11 protein-coding genes are annotated in these 20,474 nt (G+C 64.5%); 5 read left to right on the top strand and 6 right to left on the bottom strand.

What is annotated here, in order from left to right:
- Nucleotides 1–185: 185 nt before the first annotated feature.
- Entirely contained in the window at nt 186–1,391 is a 1,206-nt protein-coding gene (locus B0919_RS06670; RefSeq protein WP_139361960.1) for a hypothetical protein, read from the top strand.
- A gap of 222 nt (nt 1,392–1,613) precedes the next feature.
- The gene (locus tag B0919_RS06675; protein ID WP_217701005.1) at nt 1,614–3,236 is read left to right on the top strand and encodes a 3-(methylthio)propionyl-CoA ligase; all 1,623 of its coding nucleotides are present in this window, start codon (nt 1,614–1,616) and stop codon (nt 3,234–3,236) included.
- A gap of 167 nt (nt 3,237–3,403) precedes the next feature.
- Here B0919_RS06675 and B0919_RS06680 read toward each other — a convergent pair whose 3' ends face one another.
- From B0919_RS06680 to nagB, 5 genes are all read right to left on the bottom strand, one after another.
- On the bottom strand, nt 3,404–4,588 hold the full coding sequence (locus B0919_RS06680; RefSeq protein ID WP_078011457.1) for an acyltransferase family protein: 1,185 nt from the start codon (nt 4,586–4,588) through the stop codon (nt 3,404–3,406).
- A 53-nt stretch (nt 4,589–4,641) separates the two neighbouring features.
- Nucleotides 4,642–5,823, bottom strand: coding sequence for an acyltransferase family protein (locus tag B0919_RS06685; protein WP_078011458.1), 1,182 nt, complete (start codon nt 5,821–5,823; stop codon nt 4,642–4,644).
- 198 nt (nt 5,824–6,021) lie between these two features.
- Nucleotides 6,022–7,335: a RagB/SusD family nutrient uptake outer membrane protein gene (locus B0919_RS06690; protein ID WP_078011459.1), complete on the bottom strand. Its 1,314-nt coding sequence runs from the start codon at nt 7,333–7,335 to the stop codon at nt 6,022–6,024.
- Nucleotides 7,336–7,357: 22 nt separating this feature from the next.
- On the bottom strand, nt 7,358–10,570 hold the full coding sequence (locus tag B0919_RS06695) for a SusC/RagA family TonB-linked outer membrane protein (RefSeq protein ID WP_078011460.1): 3,213 nt from the start codon (nt 10,568–10,570) through the stop codon (nt 7,358–7,360).
- Between the two features lie 247 nt (nt 10,571–10,817).
- Nucleotides 10,818–12,740, bottom strand: a complete 1,923-nt coding sequence (gene nagB / locus B0919_RS06700; RefSeq protein ID WP_078011461.1) for a glucosamine-6-phosphate deaminase — start codon at nt 12,738–12,740, stop codon at nt 10,818–10,820.
- Between the two features lie 341 nt (nt 12,741–13,081).
- Between nagB and B0919_RS06705 the strand changes: the two genes are divergently transcribed.
- The 3 genes from B0919_RS06705 to B0919_RS06715 all read left to right on the top strand — a co-directional run bounded on the left by B0919_RS06705 (nt 13,082) and on the right by B0919_RS06715 (nt 19,181).
- Nucleotides 13,082–16,210: a SusC/RagA family TonB-linked outer membrane protein gene (locus B0919_RS06705; protein ID WP_078011462.1), complete on the top strand. Its 3,129-nt coding sequence runs from the start codon at nt 13,082–13,084 to the stop codon at nt 16,208–16,210.
- Between the two features lie 89 nt (nt 16,211–16,299).
- Nucleotides 16,300–17,850, top strand: a complete 1,551-nt coding sequence (locus tag B0919_RS06710; protein WP_078011463.1) for a SusD/RagB family nutrient-binding outer membrane lipoprotein — start codon at nt 16,300–16,302, stop codon at nt 17,848–17,850.
- Nucleotides 17,851–17,894: 44 nt separating this feature from the next.
- Nucleotides 17,895–19,181: a hypothetical protein gene (locus B0919_RS06715; RefSeq protein WP_078011464.1), complete on the top strand. Its 1,287-nt coding sequence runs from the start codon at nt 17,895–17,897 to the stop codon at nt 19,179–19,181.
- Between the two features lie 119 nt (nt 19,182–19,300).
- Here the strand turns inward: B0919_RS06715 and B0919_RS06720 are convergent, their stop codons facing one another.
- Nucleotides 19,301–20,458 (bottom strand): FAD-dependent oxidoreductase, encoded by a 1,158-nt coding sequence (locus B0919_RS06720; protein WP_078011465.1) that lies wholly within the window; start codon nt 20,456–20,458, stop codon nt 19,301–19,303.
- Nucleotides 20,459–20,474: the final 16 nt, after the last annotated feature.

Below are 20,474 nucleotides of genomic sequence, written 5' to 3' on the forward strand. Positions count from 1 at the left end.
ACAGAACGCCCCGTCCCATCACGATTGGGCTACCGGCTATTGAAATATACCCAGCGGAAAAGCACTACAATTAATTCCTGCTCAACGCTATTAAATCCTCGTTATCTTCCAAATTATGAATAACTTGTGCCGCCCAAACTGCGGGCATGGTCTATTTCTCTTCTTTTACCTTCTATTGCACGCCTATGCGCGCTACTTCTACCCTTCTTGGAATTGCCCTGTTGCTATCCGCCGCTGCGAAGGCTCAGAGTATTGATCCACAAAAAATCACCTTCGACTACGTGCGCTTGCCGCTGGTAGCCGTGCCCGCCGGCACCCACACCTTCATGCCCGAGGTAGTGCTGCGCTACGAAGACGCCGTGAAGCAGCAAAAGGCTGACCGCGAGCAAGCCGTCACCGACGCCAAAGCCAAGGCGGAAAAAGAGAAACAGGAGTACAAGGCGCAGTCGTTTGGCGCCAAGGCCCTGAACCGCATCGTACTTGATGAGCGTAAGCCCGGCGACGCCGTCATCCCGCCCGCCGACTACACCGCGCAGGTGTACGACGCCAAGACCCTGGCCTCGACGTACGTGAGCCTGAGCGGCCTGCAACGGGCGCAGGGCACCGACGGTGACCTGCGCGTTACGGTGAGCGTTGATGGCTTCACGCAGGGCCCCATCACCCCGCTGGCGGTGCAGGGCACCCAGGTAAAGCTGGGCGGAGTATCCACGGGCGACGGTATCCGGCACGCCTACGAAGTGTCGTATAAGCTGCCCATCGCGGTGAAGGTGACGGCCAAGGACGGCACCGTGCTCCTCGACGAACTGGTGGAAGCCACCAACACCTACACCAAAGCCAAAACCGAAGCTTTTGCCACGGAGGAAGGCCTGAACAAGTACTGGCGCGCCAACCAGAATGCTTTCATGCGCCAGCTGGACGAGACGCAGCTGAAGGCCAACATGAAGCTGGCCACCGAGTACCTGGATAACAAGCTCGGCCAACGCCCCGTCACCCGCAACACCTCCATCGTGGTGGTAACGGACAAGAAAGTCAACTACGACGAATTCCCGCAGGCCTATGAGAAGGCCCTGATGGGCTACAAGCTGCTGGCCGACCCGAGCCGCACCGCCGACGCCCAAAAGCAGATCGGCGAAGCCATAGCGCTGTGGAATAAGGCGCTGGCCGAGTCGAACCCCAAGGACAAGAAAGCCCGCATCGACGAAAAGGTAACCGCCGCCACGCTCTTCAACGCCGCCGAGGCCAACCTGTGGCTCAACAACTTCGACGAAGCCGAGCGGCTGCTGGCCAAGCTGAAGCTGCTGGACATCTCGCGCTACAACGAGCTGGCCAAGGAGCTGAGCGTGGTGGTGCAGGACCAGCGCACCCGCTACACCGTCAACAAGAAAAGCTAAGCCTGCGGCGGCGCCCTGCACCGCCAGCTGCTTGGTAATTCCAGCAAAGACGTCCCGGCCATACGGCCGGGACGTCTTTGCTTATAGGCCCGGGATTGCGCGGTTGCCGAAGCTCAAAGCCGAGCATCCTGGCTGCGCATGAGTGGGCAGGCGCAGAGGAGCGGGCAAAATCCGTAGCTTACCTCCTACGCTCCTGGTTCCCATCTCACACGCTTTGTTCTTATGCTCGGTCTGATGATGCAGACGCCGCTGCGCATTGCGGCACTGCTCGAACACGCCGCCAAGTGGCACGCCGACACCGAAATTGTGTCGCGCAACACCGAGGGCGGCCTGCACCGCTACACCTACCACCACGCCCACCTGCGGGCCCAGCAGCTGGCCAACGCCCTGGCGGCCCTGGGTATCGGCCCCGGCGACCGGGTGGCCACGCTGGCGTGGAACAACCACCGTCACTTCGAGCTGTACTACGCGGTATCGGGCATGGGCGCGGTGTGCCACACCATCAACCCGCGCCTGTTTGCCGATCAGCTCCTGTTCATCATCAACGACGCGCAGGACCGACTGCTGTTCTTCGACCTGACTTTTCTGCCACTAGTGGAAAAACTGGCGCCGCACTGCCCGCAGGTGGAACACTGGGTACTGATGACCGACCGCGCCCACCTGCCTGCTGCCACGGCCCTGCCCAGCCTGCTTTGCTACGAGGACCTGCTGGCCGCTCAAGCCGCCGCGTACGAGTGGCCGGTGTTCGACGAGTATACGGCTTCCTCGCTGTGCTACACCTCCGGCACCACCGACCAGCCCAAGGGCGTGCTCTACTCCCACCGCTCCACGCTGCTGCACAGCTACGCGGCCTCCCTGCCCGACTGCTTCAACTGCTCCTCCCGCGACGTGGTGCTGCCCGTGGTGCCCATGTTCCACGTCAACGCTTGGGGCATTCCGTACATGGTGCCGCTGAACGGCTGCAAGCTGGTGCTGCCCGGCCCGGGCCTCGACGCGGCCTCGCTCTACGAGCTGTTTGAGCAGGAAGGCGTCACGTTTTCGGCGGGGGTGCCCACCATCTGGTTCGGGCTGCTACAGTACATGCGCGAGGGGCAACGGCAGTTCGGCACGCTCCGGCGCATGATTGTGGGCGGGGCCGCCTGCCCGCCGGCGCTGCTCCAAGCCTTTGCCGACGAGCTGCACGTGGAAATCCGCCACGCTTGGGGCATGACGGAAACCTCGCCGCTGGGCACCGTCAGCACGCTGAAGAGCAAGCACCTCGCGCTGCCGGCCGAGGAGCAGCAAGCCCTGCGCAACAAGCAGGGCCGCGTCATTTTCGGCGTCGACATGAAAATAGTGGACGACCAGGGCCAGGAACTGCCGCACGACGGCGTGGCCTTCGGCGACCTGCTGGTGCGCGGGCCCTTCATCGTGGGCGACTATTTCCACGCCGCGCAGCCCGGGCAGCTTACCCAGAACGGCTGGTTTCGCACCGGCGACGTGGCCACCATCGACGCGGACGGCTTCATGCAGATAACCGACCGCTCCAAGGACGTCATCAAATCGGGCGGCGAGTGGATTTCGAGCATTGCGCTGGAAAACCTGGCCGTGGCGCACCCGGCCGTGGCCGAAGCGGCCGTCATCGGGGTGCCGCACCCGAAGTGGAGCGAGCGGCCCCTGCTGCTGGTGGTGCGCAAGCCCGGCCAGGACGTATCGGCGGCGGAGCTGCTACGCTTCTACGAGGGCAAGGTGGCGCCGTGGTGGGTGCCCAACGCCGTAGAATTCGTGGATCAGCTGCCGCACACGGCCACCGGCAAGCTGCTCAAGACCCAGCTGCGCCAGGATTTTGCCGGCTACAAGCTTTAATCACGGATTTAGACGGATTCGTCGGATTTCACGGATTCTGTGGACGATTATCGTTCAAGGTAATGACTGTTAAACATGAGTGGTGCCACGGCTTAAAACCGTGGCACCACTCATGTTTAATCGGCTACAAAATCCGTGGAATCCGATCAATCCGTCTGAATCCGTGATTATACTTTGATGAAGATTCGGCGGCGGTACATCCACCAGAGCAGCAGCGTCCAGATGGCCAGGTAGACCAGCGCCCAGGCCAGCGAAGCGTGGTAAGGATTGGAGATATGAGCTGTGAATAGATGCTCGTAGAGCCAATCCCGCACGGCGAATTTCTGCCCGGCAGCGTTCTTTAGCTTGATTTTATGCAGCAGGCGGTCCACCACTTCGGAAAGAAAAAAGGCCGTAATGGCATTGCTTCCAAACCAGAGCAGCGGGATGGCCCAGCGGCGGCGCGCCTGCACGTCGCAGAGCCAGTAGAGCGTCGCCAGCGACGCGGCCGCAATGCCACCGGTGTAGAGTACGTAGGAGCTGGTCCAGAGCTGCTTGTTGATCGGAAACCAGCCGTCCCAAATCAGTCCCAGCACAATCAGCCCCGTGCCCGCCACAAACAGCCACGCCGTTTGGACGGCGGGCGCGGCGGCCCGGCGCAGCCACTGCGCGGCCAGGACGCCGAGCAGGCCCGTACCAATGGCCGGCAGGGTACTCAGCAGCCCCTCGGGGTCCCAGCCTTGCTGGTCCTGGTAGAGGTGGCGTTTGGTAAACACGAGGCGGTCGAGCCAAGCGCCAAGGTTGGTGGCCGGCTCCAGGTTGGCAGCCCCGACGCCGGGCACTGGTACCAGTTGCAGCAGCACGTTGTAGCCGCCGAGCAGGCCCAGCAGCACCCACAGCTGCGTGCGCCAGGTGGTGGTCAGAAACAGCGCGCTGCAGGCGAAAAACACCAGCCCGATGCGCTGCAAAATGCCCGGTATGCGGAACGAGGTGAAGTAGAAGTTGGGAATCAGGTCCAGCAGAATACCCAGCAGAATCAGTACGGCCGCCCGCCGCGCCACGCGCCGCAGCACCGGCCCGAGTGGACCTCCCTGGCGCTTCACGCCGCCCAGCGCGTACACCAACGACACGCCTACGATGAAGAGGAAACTGGGAAACACCAGGTCGCCGGGGCGGCAGCCGTGCCAGGGCGCGTGCGAAATGGGCACGTAGTAATGCTGCCAGTCGCCGGCGCTGTTCACCAGGATCATGCCCACCACGGCCAGCCCACGGAATACGTCGAGCGAAACCAGGCGGCTGGGGCCCGCCACCGGGCTGGCCGAGTCTAACTGATCGGGAGCAGCGGCAGCGCGGCTACTAGTCGAAAGAAGCATAGGGATAAAGAAAAAGCCGCTCGGCGGGAGCGGCTTCGAACTTACGGCGCGAATCAGACTTTGATGATGACGCGCTTGTGGTACATCCACCACAAAATGCCCATCCACAGCAGCACCAGCGTGAGAGCCCCGGCCAGCGAGGCATTGCGCGGGTCGGCGAAGAAGGGCACGAAGCCGTGCTGGTACAGCCATTCCTTCATCCCGATTTCCTTGCCCCCGGCGCCGGGCATCTTGATCAGGCTGAGGATGCGCGGAATCAGGCCCGAGAGGAAGAACACGGTAATGGCGTTGACGCCGTAGACCAGAAAGGGCTTGATCCAGCCGCGCCAGCCCTGCACGTCGCAGAGCCAGTAGAGGGTAGCCAGGGCACATACTGCTATGCCACCGGCGTAGAGCACGTATGAGCTGGTCCACAGGCTTTTATTAATGGGGAACCAGCTGTTCCAGATCAGCCCCAGCACGATAAACAAGGCTCCGTCGACAAACAGCCACACCACTTTCTCGGCCGGCTGCACATCGCGCCGACGCAGCCACTGCGCGGTGATGACGCCCAGCAGCCCGGTACCGATGGCCGGCAGGGTACTCAGCAGGCCTTCCGGGTCCCAGGTTTTGCTGGATTTCCACAGGTGCGCCTCGGTGAGCAGGGTGCGGTCGAGCCAGGCGCCGAGGCCGTGGCCGGGCAACAATAGGGCCTGGGTTTCGCCGGGCGCCGGCACGAGTTGCAGCAGCACGTTGTAGCCGACGAGCAGCCCCGCCAGCACCCACAGCTGCGTGCGGCGCGAGGTGGTCAGAAACAAGGCGCTGCAGGCGAAAAACACCAGCCCGATGCGCTGCAGCACGCCCAGAATGCGCACCGTGCTGAAATCGAACTTCGGAAACAACGACAGAAACAAGCCCAGGGCAAAGAGCACGGCGGCCCGCCGCGCCACGCGCGCCAGCACCGGCCCAAGCGGGCCTCCCTGGCGCTTTACCCCGTCCAAAGCGTACACCAACGACACGCCCACGATGAAGAGGAAGAAGGGAAAAATCAGGTCGGTCGGCGTGCAGCCGTTCCACTCCGCGTGCTCCAGCGGGGCGTAGATGTGGCCCCAGTCGCCGGGGTTGTTCACTAGGATCATGGCCATGACGGTGATGCCCCGGAACACATCGAGCGAGACGAGGCGCCCGGGCTGCGAGGCCTCGGCCAATGGCACCGCGTGGGTCGTTTCGACGGCGGCTTGGGTGGTGGTTTGCATGACCAAAGATGAAAACGGATGCAGAAACGGACGGAACGAATGCCGTTCGGAAGATAATGCTATGGCTGCGCTACGCTGCTGGCCGTTTCGAAAAGTAAGGCTTAAAAATAGCGGTGCCACGACTTGAAGCCGTGGCACCGCCTGCACTGCCGAACGAATCTGCCTTATCCGTTCAAGCCATCCGTTTCCATCTGCGGCCTAGATGGCCGGGTCGGCGGGCGTGGCGGAGTTGTTTTCGCGCTCCACCCGCGGGTACGGCAGGAAGTTGCGGTTGCGCTCGGCGGCGGTGCCGGGGCCCGGCCGCCCGAAGCGGCGGTTGTCCTCCAGACGGAAGCCCTCAAAGGCCAGCTCCACCTGCCGCTGGCGGTAGATTTCCGTCAGGATGGCGTCCTGGGTCTGCGGACCGGCGTAGGCCGCCAGCCCGGCGCCGGGAGGGGCCGTGGGAAACCCGTTGGCCGTAGTAGCCGCGGCGGTGCTGGTGCGCACCCGGTTTAGCTCGGTTACGGCGTTGGGCAGGTCGCTTTTGCGGGCGTAGGCCTCGGCCCGGATCAGCAGCATCTCGCCCGGCACGTACACGGGGATGGGCGCACTGGCGGCGGTATAGAAGCCGGTGCCGCGGTTTTGGGTGGCCGTAGGTGCGGCGCGGGTGTAGAACGGAATGCGCCGGTCGCCGGCCTCGGGCGCCAGCGCCGCGGGCAGGCCCAGGTTCACATCGGTAGGCTCGAAGACGTTGCGGTTGCCGAACGAGGTTTCGAACAGCGGATTGCGGGTGTTTTCGTCGAAGCTGAACACCGAGCGGCTAGCCAGGTCTACGCGGCCCGCGGCGGCCAGGGCCTTATCGTAGTCGCCGGCAAACAGGCTGTAGCGCGCAATGAGCGCCTGCAGGGTATTGGGCAGGTTGATGCCGGGCACGATTTTGCTGTTGAAGTCGGCCGACACGGGATTGGCCGCCAGCTGCGTGGCGGCGTCCTCCAGCTGCGTCACGGCCGCTTGCAGCAGCTGCGCCCGCGGCACGAAGGCGGCGTTTTCGCCCGTGGTCAGCGGGGCCTGCTCGAAGAACTCGGCCAGCGTGCCCAGGGCCAGGGCGCGGAAGATGCTGGCGTAGGCCACGATGCCGCTGCGCGTGCCGGGGTCGGCGGCGTTGCCAGCGTTGGCCAGCACCAGGTCGGCGTTGGAGCGGATAAGCTGGCATTGGCTCCAGAGGTTGCGCGCCACGGCGTTGCTGTTGGTCAGGTTGCCGCCGCCCAGGCTCACGTTGTACTCCTCGATGTTGCCCACGTTGAGGATGGTCAGCTCGCGGGTGGTCAGCCCGCCAGCGGCCACCCGGTTGTAGAGTACGCTCACGAAGCCGTTGGTGGTGTAGCGGTACTGCAGCCCGTTGCAGACGGTGATAAGCCCGTCGGCGGAGGTGATGACCTGCCCCTCGCTGGCCGAGCTGGGGTTCAGGTAGTCTTTGTTGCAGCTGCCCAGGCCCAGCCCGAGCAGGGCCAGCAGCAGGATGTATCGTTTCATGGGAAAAGCGCAGAAGTGGAGGTTAGAACGAGGCCGACAGCCGCAGCTGGTAGGTGCGCGGAATGGGCACGTTGCCGAAGTCGATGGCCCGCAGCAGGTCGGAGGAGCCGCCGGCGCTGGTTTCCGGGTCGAAGCCCTTGTAGTCGTCCCAGGAATAGAGGTTGCGGCCCACCAGCGAGACGCTTAGCTCGGAGAGGAAGCTGGCGAGCTTGGGCAAGGTGTAGCTGAGGGAGGCCTCGCGCAGCTTCACGAAGGAGCCGTCGTCAATGCGAAACTCCTGGGTGTTGTACACGGCGAAAATGTAGCCGCGCGGCAGCTCGCCCCGCAGCTCTTTCTCGGCCAAATCGCCCAGGCCCACGCCCTGCCGGGTGCGGTAGTCGGCATTGAACACGTCCACGCCCTGTACCGCGTCGAGCAGCACGTGCAGGGTCAGCTTCTTGTAGGTGAGGTTGGTCGTGAACGAGCCCGTCCACTTGGGGTTGGGGTTGCCGATGAGCACGTTGGCCAGGGCCGTGCCCGGCGCGTAGCTGGGCTGTCCGCTGCCTTCGCGGGCGGGCACAAAGCCGGTGGAGCCCACGGCCTGCCCGGTGGTGCGCTCGTCCTGCGGAAAGCCCTGCGGCGTGAGCAGCAGCGAGCCATCGGAGTTGCGGGCGTAGCCCGAGCCGTAAAACACACCCACCGGCTGCCCGGCCAGCAGGTACACCGGCGCCCCGGCCACGTTGTCGATGGAAATGGCCTGCTGCGCCCCGCCCGAGCCGGGCAGGTCCACCACCTTGTTGCGGTTGCGGTTGTAGAGCAGCGTTACGTCCCAGCTGAAGTTGGCCGTGCGCACCGGGGTAGCCGTCAGCTGCAGCTCCAGGCCCTTGTTTTCCAGGCTGGCTACGTTGTTGACGATGGTCAGGCCGCCGGTGGAGGGCGCCAGGTTGCGGGTGGCCAGCAGGTTTTCGGTTTTCTGGCGGTACACCGTCGCGCCCAGGTTCAGCCGGTCGTTCAGGAAGCCCAGGTCGGCCCCCACTTCGATTTCCTTGAGCCGCTCGGGCCGCACCCGCGCGTTGGCCAGCTGCGAGCCGGGCAGATAGGTGCTTCGGCCCAGGAAGCCCACCGGCTGGTACTGGTAAAAGCGGGCATAGGAGTTGATGCCCGTCAGGCCACCGGCCTGCCCGTAGCTGGCGCGCAGCTTCAGGGTGTTGAAGGCCTTGGCGTAAGTCGCGTTTTGCCAGAAGTCCAGGTCCGACAGCACCACCGAGGCGCTGACCTTGGGGTAATACTGCTTGCTGACGGCCGGCGAGAATTTCGACGACACGTCGCGGCGCACGGCCCCGGTCAGAAAGGCCAAGTTGCGGAAGCCCAAGGTGCCCTGCAGGTAGGCGCCCTGCAGATCGAACTGGTCCACGTCGAACGACGACACCACCGTGTTGCTGGCCGCTCCGCTGACGTTGGTAATGAAGGGCGCCAGGTTCTGCCCGCGGGTCTGCGTCAGCTCCTGCCGGCTGTACTGGTAGCTGTAGCCGGCCAGCAGCGTGGCCTTCAGGTTTTCCGTCACCTGGTAGTAGTAACCCAGGTTGATGTCGGAGTTGAGCTGCAGGGCGTTGAGCAGCCCGTTGGAAGCAAAGCCCAGCGGGTAGCGCTGAGTGGGCAGGCCGGCCGTGGCCTGGTACGGGTAAGGCCGGATGTAGCCCTGCCCGGCCTGCGAAATCACGTCGGCCCCGAGCAGGTAGTCCACCGTGAAGTTCTTGAGCGGCGTCAGGTTCAGCTGCACGTCGCCGATGGTGCGGTTCACGCGCTGCGTAAACTTCATGTCCTCGATGGTCGAGAGCGGGTTGACGCGCGTCGGCTCCACGGCCAGCAGGTCGCCGTTGGCGTCGCGCTGGGTGATGTCGTAGATGTTGTTGGTGATGTTGACCGAGTTAATCGGGCTGTAAAACACGTTGCCGTTGGCCTTTTCGTTGGCGAAGCTGTTGCTATAAGCCAGCCCGGCCGTCAACTTGGCCCATTTGGTGATGCGCTGGTCGAGGCGGGTGCGCAGGTTGTAGCGCGTAAAGTCCGTACCCCGGATGATGCCCTGGTTTTTCAGGTAGCCCGCCGACACGTAGTATTGCGTGCCCTCCGAGCCGCCGGTGAGCGTTACCCCGTTTTCGGTGCCGTAGCCGGTCCGGAACACCTCGTCGAAGTAGTTGTAGCGCGTCACGTCCACCAGGTTGCTGGCCAGCTGCGTGGTCACGCCGGCCCGGGTGATGCCCACGGTGGTTGTGCCCGGGTTGGCCGCTACCTGGGCCGGCGTCACCCCGCCGATGGTGTAGAGGCGCAGGCCGGCAAAGCCGAACTGCTTGCCGTAGGTATTCACCGGCACCATGTGGCGCAGCTCGTTGATGTTGAAGCTGGCGTAGGCCGATACGCGCACCTGCCCGGCCTGCCCGCGCTTGGTGGTGATGAGCACTACGCCGTTGGCCGCCCGCGACCCGTACTGCGCCGCCGCGGCCGCCCCGTTGATGACGTTGATGCTGGCAATGTCGTTGGGGTTGATGTCGGAGAGGCGGTTCTGCCCCACGTTGGCCGTGCCCACGTCGGAGGACAGGGCCAGCTGCGACACGTTGGTGCTGTTGTTGCTCACGATGACGCCGTCAACGACGTAGAGTGGATCGGAGGAGCCGGCCAGGGAGTGAATGCCGCGCAGGCGCACCGAAATGGAGCCGCCCGGGTCGCCGGAGTTCTGCACGATCTGCGCGCCCGGTACCTTGCCCTGCAGCGAATTGAGCACCTGCGGCGAGCCGGTTTGCGTCAGCTCCCGCGCCGACACCGTGCTGATGGCGTTGCCCAGCTCGCGCCGGCTCACCGTCACGGTAGAGCCGATGACCACCACGTCGTTAAGGCTTTGCCGCGCTTCCGACAGCGTCACGTTGGTGGTTACCTCCCCACCCCCGCTGCTCAGCGTCAGCGTACGGCTCTGGGCGCCGTAGCCGATGCCCGAAAACTGCAGCGTGTGGCTGCCGGGCGTCAGCTGGGCCGTGAAGCGGTAGTCGCCCTGCGCATCGGTGGAAGCCCCCTGCGTGGTACCAGTAACCAGTACCGTGGTACCGGGCACGCCCTGTCCCCGCTCGTCGGTGACGCGCCCCTGCAGAATGTATTGCTGCCGCTCACCGCCGGGCTGCGCGGCTGCTGGCAGCGCCAGCCACAATCCCGCTATCAGCCAGCCCCATAGCAGGACCAGCCGACCAAAAACGTACGTGTTTCGCATAGAATAGGTGTGGGGAAATGATTGGGAAAGAGCTGCAACTCTTCGTTAATATACAATATAAATTATTTATATAATACAACACTTTATTCACTTGTAGCCTTGTCCCAAAGCACAACGCTGGCCACAAAAAAGCCCGGCTGTGGCGCAGAACAGGAATGTTCTGCGCCACAGCCGGGCTTTTTTGTGGCCCTTAGAGCCCACGGGTCAATTGCCTGTTCAGCCCGTCATGCTTAGCGCCACCGTCTATCTAGTACTGCCAGCGCACGAAGGCTTCGATGCCCTCGTACTCGGGCAGGCCGAGCTGGTCGTAAATCTTGGCGGTGGTGCGGTTGCGCTCCTCGGCGCGCTGCCAGAACTCGCGCTGGTCGGCACCGGGAAACAGCGGCCGGTCCTTCTGCGACTGGTGCTTGAAGATGGCGCGGCGCTTGCGCGTCAGCTCCTGCGGCGACAGGGGTACAGCCATTTCAATCTGGTCGATGTCCCACTCCTGCCAGGCGCCGCGGTACAGCCACACCCAGCAGTCCTGCAGCCAGTCGGCGCCTTCGGCCTTCAGGCGCTGCACGGCCTGCATGATGGCGGCCAGGCACACGCGGTGCGTACCGTGCGGGTCCGACAGGTCGCCGGCGGCGTAAATCTGCTGCGGGCGGATGCGGTTGAGCAGGTCGATGGTAATCTGAATGTCCTCCTCGCCCAGCGGCTTTTTGCGCACGCGGCCGGTTTCGTAGAAGGGCAAGTCCAGGAAATGGGCCCGCTCTTCGGGGTCTAGGCCGGCGTTGCGGCAGGCGGCTTTGGCCTCGCCGCGCCGGATCAGGCCCTTGATCTGCTGCACCTCCGCCGAATCGACCTGCCCGGGGGCTTTGCTGCGCAGAAACTCCGTTACGCGGCGATACATCTGCTCGGCGGGCTGCTCGCCGGGCAGGCGCAGGGCCTGGTCGTAGTCGGCCACGAAATCGGCGAAGCGAATGGCCTCGTCGTCGAACACGGCGATGTTGCCGGAGGTCTGGTACGCTACGTGCACCTCGTGGCCCTGATCTACGAGGCGCAGCAACGTGCCGCCCATGCTGATGACGTCGTCGTCGGGGTGCGGCGAGAAGATGAGCACGCGCTTGGGAAACGGCGCCGCGCGCTCGGGGCGGCTGCTGTCGTCGGCGTCGGGCTTGCCGCCGGGCCAGCCGGTGATGGTGTGCTGCAGGTGGTTGAAGACGCGGATGTTGATGTCGTAGGCCTGGGTGTGGGAGGTAGCCAGCAGGTCGGAAAGGCCGTTTTCGTTGTAGTCCTCGTCGGTGAGCTTCAGGATAGGTTTCTGCAGCTGGCGGGCCAGCCAGGTTACGGCCTTGCGCACGGTGGCCGCGTCCTGCCAGTTGCTGGGCAGGCCGGCCAGCCAGGGCGTTTTGCGCTGGGTCAGCTCGGCGCCGGCGGCTTCGTCGAGCACCACCTGCACGGCGGGGTGGCGCTGCAGGTAGGTGGCCGGCACTGAGTCGGTCATTTCGCCTTCCACCATGCGCTTGACCACGGCAGCCTTGCCCTCGCCCCAGGCCATGAGCACAATGCGGTGGGCTTCCAGGATGGTGCCCACGCCCATGGTCAGGGCGCGGCGCGGCACGTTTTCCTCCCCGTAGAAGTCGGAGGCCGCATCGGTGCGGGTGATGTGGTCCAGGGTAATCAGGCGGGTGCGCGACTGGGCGCCGGAGCCGGGCTCGTTGAAACCGATGTGGCCGGTGCGCCCGATGCCAAGCAGCTGCAGATCAATGCCGCCGGCCTCGCGAATCTGTTCCTCGTAGCGGCGGCAGTACTCCCCTACTTCCTCCGGCCGGATGGTGCCGTCGGGGATGTGGATGCTCTGGGCCGGCACGTCGATGTGGTCGAACAAGTACTCGTGCATGAAGCGCACGTAGCTCTGCAAGGAGTCAGGCGCCATGGGGAAGTACTCATCGAGGTTGAAGGTGACGACGTTCTGAAACGAGAGTCCTTCCTCGCGGTGCAGGCGTACCAGCTCCTCGTACACCCGCGTGGGCGTGGAGCCGGTAGCCAGGCCCAGCACGGCGGTGCGGCCCTGGGCGGCCCGTTCGCGGATCAGCTCGGCAATCTGCCGGGCTACAGCCACGGAGGCTTGTTCGGAATCGGAGTAGAGCTGGACGGGAAGGCGCTCGGCGTTGGCAACGGGGTGCATGGCTGAAGGGCTGGGATGATGGGTGGCGACAAGGTAAAAGCTTTTGCCGGTGGCCGCCAACTTGCACCAATCAAAGAACTAACGCCTGTTTTGCCTTGACACGACAGTAACCTACAGTTAACTTTAATCCCTCTTTAAGCTGAAAAGCCGCCAGCCGCGGCTTTTCACGGGGCAATTTCACGCGGCATTTGCTTTTCTTCCCTGCTGATTTCTTCTCTATGCCAGCCGTTTGCCCCTTCTTCTGCTGTTTTCGGCTTTCCCGGCCTATTTTGGATACGCGCGCCCCTATATAGCGGCGCGCGTTCTGCTTTTGCCTTTCTCCCACACTTTTTCCCACCTGTATGCACAAACTTTTATGGTCTGCTGTGCTACCCGGCCTCGCGCTGGCGTTGCCTGCTCAGGCCCAACAAACCCGCACCATCACCGGCACGGTGACGGCTGCCGCCGACCGCACGCCCCTACCTGGGGTGAACGTGGTGGTGAAAGGCGGCACCACCGGCACTCAAACCGACTCGGAGGGCCGCTTCTCGCTGCCAGTACCCGCAGGTAGCACGCTCGTTTTCAGCTTCATCGGCTACAACGCCATGGAGCGCGCCGTGGGCGACAATGCTTCGGTAGACGTGGCCCTGACCGCCAATACCACCCAACTGCAGGAAGTTAAGATCACCACGGCCTTCGGCATTCAGCAGGAGCGCCGCCAGATCAACTACGGCGCCCAGCAGGTCACGGCTAAGGACATCATCGAGTCGCGCCAGCCCAACATCGTGAATGCCCTGCAGGGCAAGGTGGCGGGCGTGCAGGTGACCAGCTCGGGCGGGGCGCCCGGCGAAGGCGCGGCCATCGTTATCCGGGGCGGCAATTCGCTCGACGGCGACAACCAGCCGTTGTTCGTCATCGACGGCATCATCATGGACAACTCGTCCTTCGTGGAGTCGACGGCGCCGGGCGGGGGCTCGGCCTTCAACGGCATCCTGGGCCGCTCGGTGGCCTCGCCCAACCGCGCCGCCGACATCAACCCGGAGGACGTGGAGAGCATGACGGTGCTGAAAGGCCCGGCCGCCGCCGCCCTCTACGGCCTGCGCGCCGCCAACGGGGCCGTTATCATCACCACCAAGAAGGGCAAGGCCGGCGCGGTGAGCATCGACTACCGCACGCAGTTTTCGGTGGACGAAATCAACCGCCTGCCCAAGCTGCAAAGCGTGTACAAGCAGGGTACCAACGGCGTGTTCGACCCGACCACCCGCCTGTCGTGGGGGCCGCAGTTTGCGCCCGGCGAAGAGGTGTACGACAACATGGGTAACTACTTCCAGAAGGCCTACTCCTGGCAGAATTACCTGACCATGACCGGCGGCACCGACAAGGGCTCCTTCCTGCTCTCGGCCTCCAACCTGGATCAGCGCGGCGTGGTGCCCAACTCCGACTTCGACAAAACCACCGTGCGCCTGTCGGGCACGATGAAGTTTTCGCCCAAAATTACCGCCCAGGGCTCGGCCCAGTACCTGAACTCGGGCGGGCGCCGCTCCCTGCAGGGGCCAGGGCTGTTCGGCGGTACGGGCGGCTATTTCGTGAGCCTGCTCACCTGGCCGCGCAACGACGACGCGCGCAACTACCTGAACCCCGACGGCACGCGCCGCCGCCTCATCGGCGGGGTGGGCTCCAACGACCCCGACAACCCCTACTTCACGGCGGAGCGCAACCCGGTGACGGACCGCACCAACCGCCTGATCGGCAATGCCCAGCTGACCTACCAGCCCGCCCAATGGCTCACGCTGAACTATAACCTGGGCACCGACCTTTACACGGAGCAAGTGCGCTCGGTACGCGCCATTGGCACCTCGCAGCCCAGCAACCAGAACGGCGGCATCTCGGAAACGACGACCCGCAGCCGCCTGCTCAACTCCTACCTCACGGCCCAGTTCACGCACAATTTCGGCGAAAACATCGGGGCCACGCTGCTGCTGGGCAACTCCATAGAGCAGAGCACGCGCGAAGCCACCGACATCGTCGGGCTGGTGTTCCGCTCGCCGGGCACCAACTCCATTAACAACACCGAAAACCGGGGCGCGCTGACCACCAACTCCACGCGCCGCCTGGTGGGCAACTTCGCCCGCCTGAACTTCGATTTGTTCCGGCAGCTGACCGTGGAGCTGAGCGGGCGCTACGACATGTCGTCGACCTTGCCGCGCCCCAATAAGAACAAGAACTACGGCCGGGGCTTCCTCTACGGCTCGGCCACGGCCGGCTACGAGTTTACCCGCACCTTGGGCCTCGACAACAACCCCATCCTCAGCTACGGCAAGTTGCGCCTCTCGGTGGCCGAGGTAGGCAAGGACACCGGGCCGTACCGGGTAGAGTCGCCGCTAGCGCAGAGCACCTACATCGGCGGGGGCTTCCGCCTGGGCTTCTTCGGCTCGAACACCCAGCTCAAGCCCGAGCGTACCCGCTCCTACGAGGCCGGCCTGGATCTGCAGTTCCTGAAAGGCCGCCTGGGCCTCGACGCGGGCTACTACTACGCCGAAACCCGCGACCAGCTCATTGCTCCGCGCGTGAGCCAGGCCTCGGGCTTTATTCTGCAGTACATCAACGGCGGCACGGTGGTCAACGAGGGCGTGGAAATCGCGCTGTCGGGCAAGCCGGTGCAGCTTGACAACGGCTTCACCTGGGAGGTGCTGGCCAACTTCTACCGCAACGAGAACCGCGCCAAGGAGCTGCCCAGCTTCCTGACCGAGGTCAACCAGTCGGATTCCTGGGTTATCGACGTGGCCCGCGGCAGCGCCTTCCCCGACCGGCCGATTTCCTCCATCGGCGTCATCGACTACCAGCGCGTCAACGACCCGAACTCGCCCTACAACGGGCAGGTAATCATCAGCCCCACCACGGGCCTACCCTCGGTGGTGGCCGGTACTTTCGTGTACGCCGGCGACCGGGCACCCGACTTCACCACGCAGGTAACCAACACGGTGAGCTACAAAGGCCTCTCGCTGGCCTTCCTGCTTGATTTCCGCAAGGGCGGCAAGGTGGTCAACGGCAACGAGTGGGTGATGGTGCGCAACGGCCTGAGCGAACGGACCCTGGACCGCTACAAAACCGCCGTCATCGACGGGGTGGTGCGCCAGCCCGACGGCAACTACGTGCCTAACACCCGCCCGGTGGAGCTGACGCAGGGCTACTTCATCAACCAGTACGCCGGCACGGGCTGGGCCTTCGTGGAAGATGGCTCCTGGACGCGCCTGCGCTACGCCACGCTGAGCTACCGCCTGCCGCAGACCTGGCTGGCTGGCTCCTTCGTGAAAGGCGTGGAGGTGTCGGTGACCGGCCGTAACCTGCTGCTGTTCACCAAGTACTCCGGCGCCGACCCCGAAACCTCCTCGGCTGGCGCAGGCGTGCGCGGCGGCGGCTCCGGCGGCTTCGATTACGGCAGCACCCCCGCCACCCGCGGCATGGATATGGCCCTGCGGGTCAATTTTTAATCAATGAGTGAATGGGAGAATGATGGAATACCCTTGGGAATCAATCATTCAGTCAATCCGCCATTCACGCATCAAATAGCTTTCATCCGATGAAAAAATACCTTCTCGCCCTGGGCTTGCTGCTGGGCGGCGGGGCGCTGACTTCGTGCGAAAAATTCCTCGACGTCAATACCGACCCCAACAACCCGGTCACGTCCACGCCCAACTTCCTGTTGCCGGGCGGCATCTCGCAGGCCTTTCAGCAGCAGATGTTTACCTCGCTGACCACGGCCTATATCACGCAGTACGTGGTGCGCCGCACCCCGGCCGCCAGCACCGACCAGTACTACTTCACGACCGGCAACAGCACCAACACCTTCAACTACCTGTACTTCTACGCGGCCGGCAACCTGCGTGCGGCCATCGATGCGGCGCAGAAGGAAGGCTCGCCGTACTACGTGGGCGCCTCCAAGATCATGCTGGCCATGAGCCTGGCCCACGCCACCGACATGCTCGGCGACGTGCCCTACTCCGAGGCCTGGCAGGGCGCGGCCAACTACACACCCAAGTACGACCCGCAGGAACAGGTATACCAGACCATCTTCCAGCTGCTCGATGAGGGCATTGCGGAGATGCAGAAACCCAGCTCGGCCAACCTGCGCGCCCTGTATCAGACCACGCCCAGCATCAGCGGCGACATCCTCTACAAGGGCGACGTGCAGAAGTGGATCCGGCTGGCCAACTCGCTGAAGGCCCGCCAGCTCAACCACCTCACCAAGAAGAGCACCTACAACCCCAACGCCGTGCTGGCCGCCGTGGACGCGGGCTTCCAGAACTCGACCGACGACGCGCAGCTGCAGTACGAGACGGCCGTGCCGCCCATAACGACGAGCACCAACATCTTCGGCACCACCCGCGCCAACTTCGCTACCGGCACCTACTCGCTGAACCTGCTGCGCTACCTCAACGGCAACCTCGCCAATGCCACCTACCCCGGTGTGGTGGACCCGCGCCTGCCCGTCATGGCCAACACGGCCAGCCAGGGCGCCAACCCGGGCGTAGCCGGCGGCACCACCATCGGCGGCGTGGCCGACTTCTACTATAGCTGGTACGCCCGCGACCTGGGCTACTTCGAGGGCATTACCTACCACGAGCTGAAGTTCATCGAAGCCGAGGCGGCGCTGAAGGCTGGCAACCGCGCCCGTGCCTTCACGGCTTACCGTCAGGGCATTGAGGCGCACATCCGCAAAATCGGCGTGGGCGGCACCTACACTTCGCTTGGTCTTTCGGTGACGTTCCCGCTCATCACGCAGGGCCAGATCGACGCCTACCTGGCCAGCCCCGCAGTGGCCCAAACGGCAGCCGAGCTGACCGACCGCCGCATTATGGAGCAGAAGTACATTGCCATGTTCCTGAACCCGGAGTCGTGGTCGGACCTGCGCCGCTACGATTACCGCCCGGACATCTACGTGAACTTCGCCTACCCGGCGGGTGCCAACCCCATCCTGAACCCGACGCCCACGGACCCGGCCCAGCGCAAGTTCCCGCGCCGCCTGGCTCCGCCGCAGACCGAGACGCTCTACAACCCGAAAGCCGTGGACGCGGCCGGCGGCAACCGCCCGGACTACGTGACCATTCCGGTGTGGTGGGACCAGCCGTAAGCAGCGGCGGTATTCGTGTTTTTTCCCTTCTGATTGCTCTCCCCATGAAAATACAGTTTAACCCGCGGCCCGGCCTGCTGCGGTGGGCCCCGCTGCTGGCGGCCGGCCTGCTGACCCTCGGTGCCTGCGAAAAAGAAATCGAAAAGCCCTACCAGGTGCAGGACGAAGGCGGCTTCGCCACCCTGGGCGCTGCGCCCAGCGGCCTCGTGACCAAGTATGCCCCCGGCGAAGTCGTGCGGCTGGTGGTGGGCTACAATGCCGCCGACCAGGTGCGCAACGTGACCGTGTTTCAAGTCATCAACCGCCAGGACTCTGCCGTGGTCAGCACCACGCCGGCCGGCGGCACCATCGGCACTTCGGGCCTGACGGAGCTGGTGGTGCCGTACACGGTACCGGCCAACCTGGCCAACAAAACCCCGGTGCGCGTGGACGTGACGACCACCTTCGAAAACGGCGCTACCCGTATGCGCCGCTTTACCTACAACGTGGCCGCCGCGCCCACGCTGCGCTTCGGCACCACCGCCTCGCCTACGGCCATTACCACCTTCCGCAATAACCTGGCCGCCACGGCCCAGAGCGAAGGCGACATCATCGGCTACAACCTCGTGATTAACGAGGGTGGCATTGCCACTGTGCCCACCACGCCGACGACGGCGACGCTGTTCAAAAACGTGGACAGCCTGACCACCTTCTACCGCATCGGTACGGGTGCGCCGGTGCGGGCGGGCGTGGTACTGAACCCGAGCACCGGCGCCGCCAACGCCCGCACCGTGGATGTGCGGGTGCCGGCTGGCGCCCGGGGTCAGGCCGTCACGTACTCCTTCACGGCTTACGCCGGGCCGTATTTCGTTACGGCCACGGCCGCGCCCATCAACGTGGTAGCGCCCGCAGCCCTGGCGCGGGTGCGCACGGGCCGCATCACGGCCGGGGCCGGCGCTCCGCAGGATTCATCTTCGTACGACTTGCGCCTGGGTGCTAATGTGGCCAACAGCGCGGCGGCTACCACCAAGGATGCCTACGCCTACGTAGCGGCCACCAGCACCGGCGCCAGCACCGTGGGTATGCGGGCCGAAAACACCACGGTGTACTACCGCATTCCGGTTGCCACGGTAGCCGGCGGCTACTACACCACCGCTACGGCCAACGAGGTGGGCACGCTGCTGTACAACAACGCCACTTCCCTGACTGCTAACCCCGGCCCGGTAGCAGTCAACGACGTGTTTGCCGTGCGCGTGCGCGGGGCTGAGCCCATGCTGCTGCGCGTAGTGGGTGTGCGGCCCAGCACTTCCGGTAGCACCGGGCGCATCACCTTCGAGTACCGCGCCTTGTAAGCCATGCAGTAATCAGCTGCTACAAAAGGGCCGCCCGGAATAGCTCCGGGCGGCCCTTTTCATTTTACCACGCTAGCGGGCAGCGGCCCATACACCGCCCCTAACCCATGGAGCCGCTACTACGGCTCGTCCACGCGCGGGCCGCGGGTGGCGGATATCATTTCCTCCGCGCTTAGGTTGCTGTGAATAATCAGCTCGGCTTCGGCGCTCATCTGCTGCGCAGCGTAGGCGTACTCGTTCATCGCGGCTTCGTAGGCCCGAATGGCCGCCTCCACGGTAGCGTGCTGCCCGCTGGTCAGGTGGTCGGCCAGCGTGAGGGCATCCACCAGCCCGATGTTGACGCCGATGCCGGCGAAGGGCGTCATGGCGTGGGCCGCGTCGCCGACGAGGGTGATGGGGCGCGTTACGGCCCGGCCCGGGGCCAGCGGCACGCGCTGAACGGCCAGGAAGGCAAACTCCGCCGTGACCCGAAAGGCTTCGTGGTAAAGCGGTGCCCAATTGGCCAGCTCGGCAGCCAGAAACGGCACCACGGCCGCCGGCTCGGGCGTGAGGCCGTGATGGGCAAACCAATCGGCCGGCTGGCGGCTGGAAATGTAGTAGTGAATGCCACCATCGGCTTTGGTATGCGCGAAGAGCATCTTGCCTTCGCCGCGCGCCAGCAGGTTGCCGCCGTTGACCAAGGCCGCAAACGCGGGGCATTGGGCGCTGGGGTCGGTGATGAGGCCCTGAATGGCCACCGTGCCGGTGAATTCGGCCTCCAGGCCCGTAACGTAAGCCCGCACCCGCGAGCGGGCCCCGTTGGCGCCGATGACGATGTCGGCTACGCGGTCGGGCTGGCCGGCGAAACGGAGCACGAAGCGGCCATCCGGCTGGGTTTCCAGCACCTGGAAGTTCTGGCTCCAGACCACAGTGCCCGGCGCGAGGCTGTCGAGCAGCAGGCGGTGCAGGTCCAGCCGGTCGATTTCGGGCCGCTCAAACTGCGCGTCGGCCGGCTCATCAATGCTGATGACGCCGTGGATATCGGCCATGCGCTCGGCCGTGGGGCGCGCCAGCCGCCGAAACTCGTCCGTGACGCCGGCGGCCTCCAGAGCCAATTGGCCGTCTTCGGCGTGGATATCCAGGGTGCCGCCCGAAGTGCGCACGGCTTCCGCGCTGGCGTCGCGTTCATATACCGTGACAGCAGCGCCACGTAGCTGCAGGATACGGGCGAGAGTCAGGCCCACAGGCCCGCCGCCGATGATGGCAATTTGCTTATTGCTAAGCAGGTAGAGGTTCATAGCTTTCGTTCTTTTC

The organism is Hymenobacter sp. CRA2 (assembly GCF_002007105.1).
In the GTDB taxonomy this organism is placed as follows: Bacteria; Bacteroidota; Bacteroidia; order Cytophagales; family Hymenobacteraceae; genus Solirubrum.

Excerpts from the sequence above, each read along its gene's own strand:
- B0919_RS06690 (WP_078011459.1), bottom strand. The coding sequence starts at position 7,335 with ATGAAACGATACATCCTGCTGCTGGCCCTGCTCGGGCTGGGCCTGGGC.
- B0919_RS06705 (WP_078011462.1), top strand. The coding sequence starts at position 13,082 with ATGCACAAACTTTTATGGTCTGCTGTGCTACCCGGCCTCGCGCTGGCG.
- B0919_RS06680 (WP_078011457.1), bottom strand. The coding sequence starts at position 4,588 with ATGCTTCTTTCGACTAGTAGCCGCGCTGCCGCTGCTCCCGATCAGTTA.
- B0919_RS06670 (WP_139361960.1), top strand. The coding sequence starts at position 186 with ATGCGCGCTACTTCTACCCTTCTTGGAATTGCCCTGTTGCTATCCGCC.
- B0919_RS06695 (WP_078011460.1), bottom strand. The coding sequence starts at position 10,570 with ATGCGAAACACGTACGTTTTTGGTCGGCTGGTCCTGCTATGGGGCTGG.
- nagB (WP_078011461.1), bottom strand. The coding sequence starts at position 12,740 with ATGCACCCCGTTGCCAACGCCGAGCGCCTTCCCGTCCAGCTCTACTCC.
- B0919_RS06715 (WP_078011464.1), top strand. The coding sequence starts at position 17,895 with ATGAAAATACAGTTTAACCCGCGGCCCGGCCTGCTGCGGTGGGCCCCG.
- B0919_RS06685 (WP_078011458.1), bottom strand. The coding sequence starts at position 5,823 with ATGCAAACCACCACCCAAGCCGCCGTCGAAACGACCCACGCGGTGCCA.
- B0919_RS06710 (WP_078011463.1), top strand. The coding sequence starts at position 16,300 with ATGAAAAAATACCTTCTCGCCCTGGGCTTGCTGCTGGGCGGCGGGGCG.
- B0919_RS06720 (WP_078011465.1), bottom strand. The coding sequence starts at position 20,458 with ATGAACCTCTACCTGCTTAGCAATAAGCAAATTGCCATCATCGGCGGC.
- B0919_RS06675 (WP_217701005.1), top strand. The coding sequence starts at position 1,614 with ATGCTCGGTCTGATGATGCAGACGCCGCTGCGCATTGCGGCACTGCTC.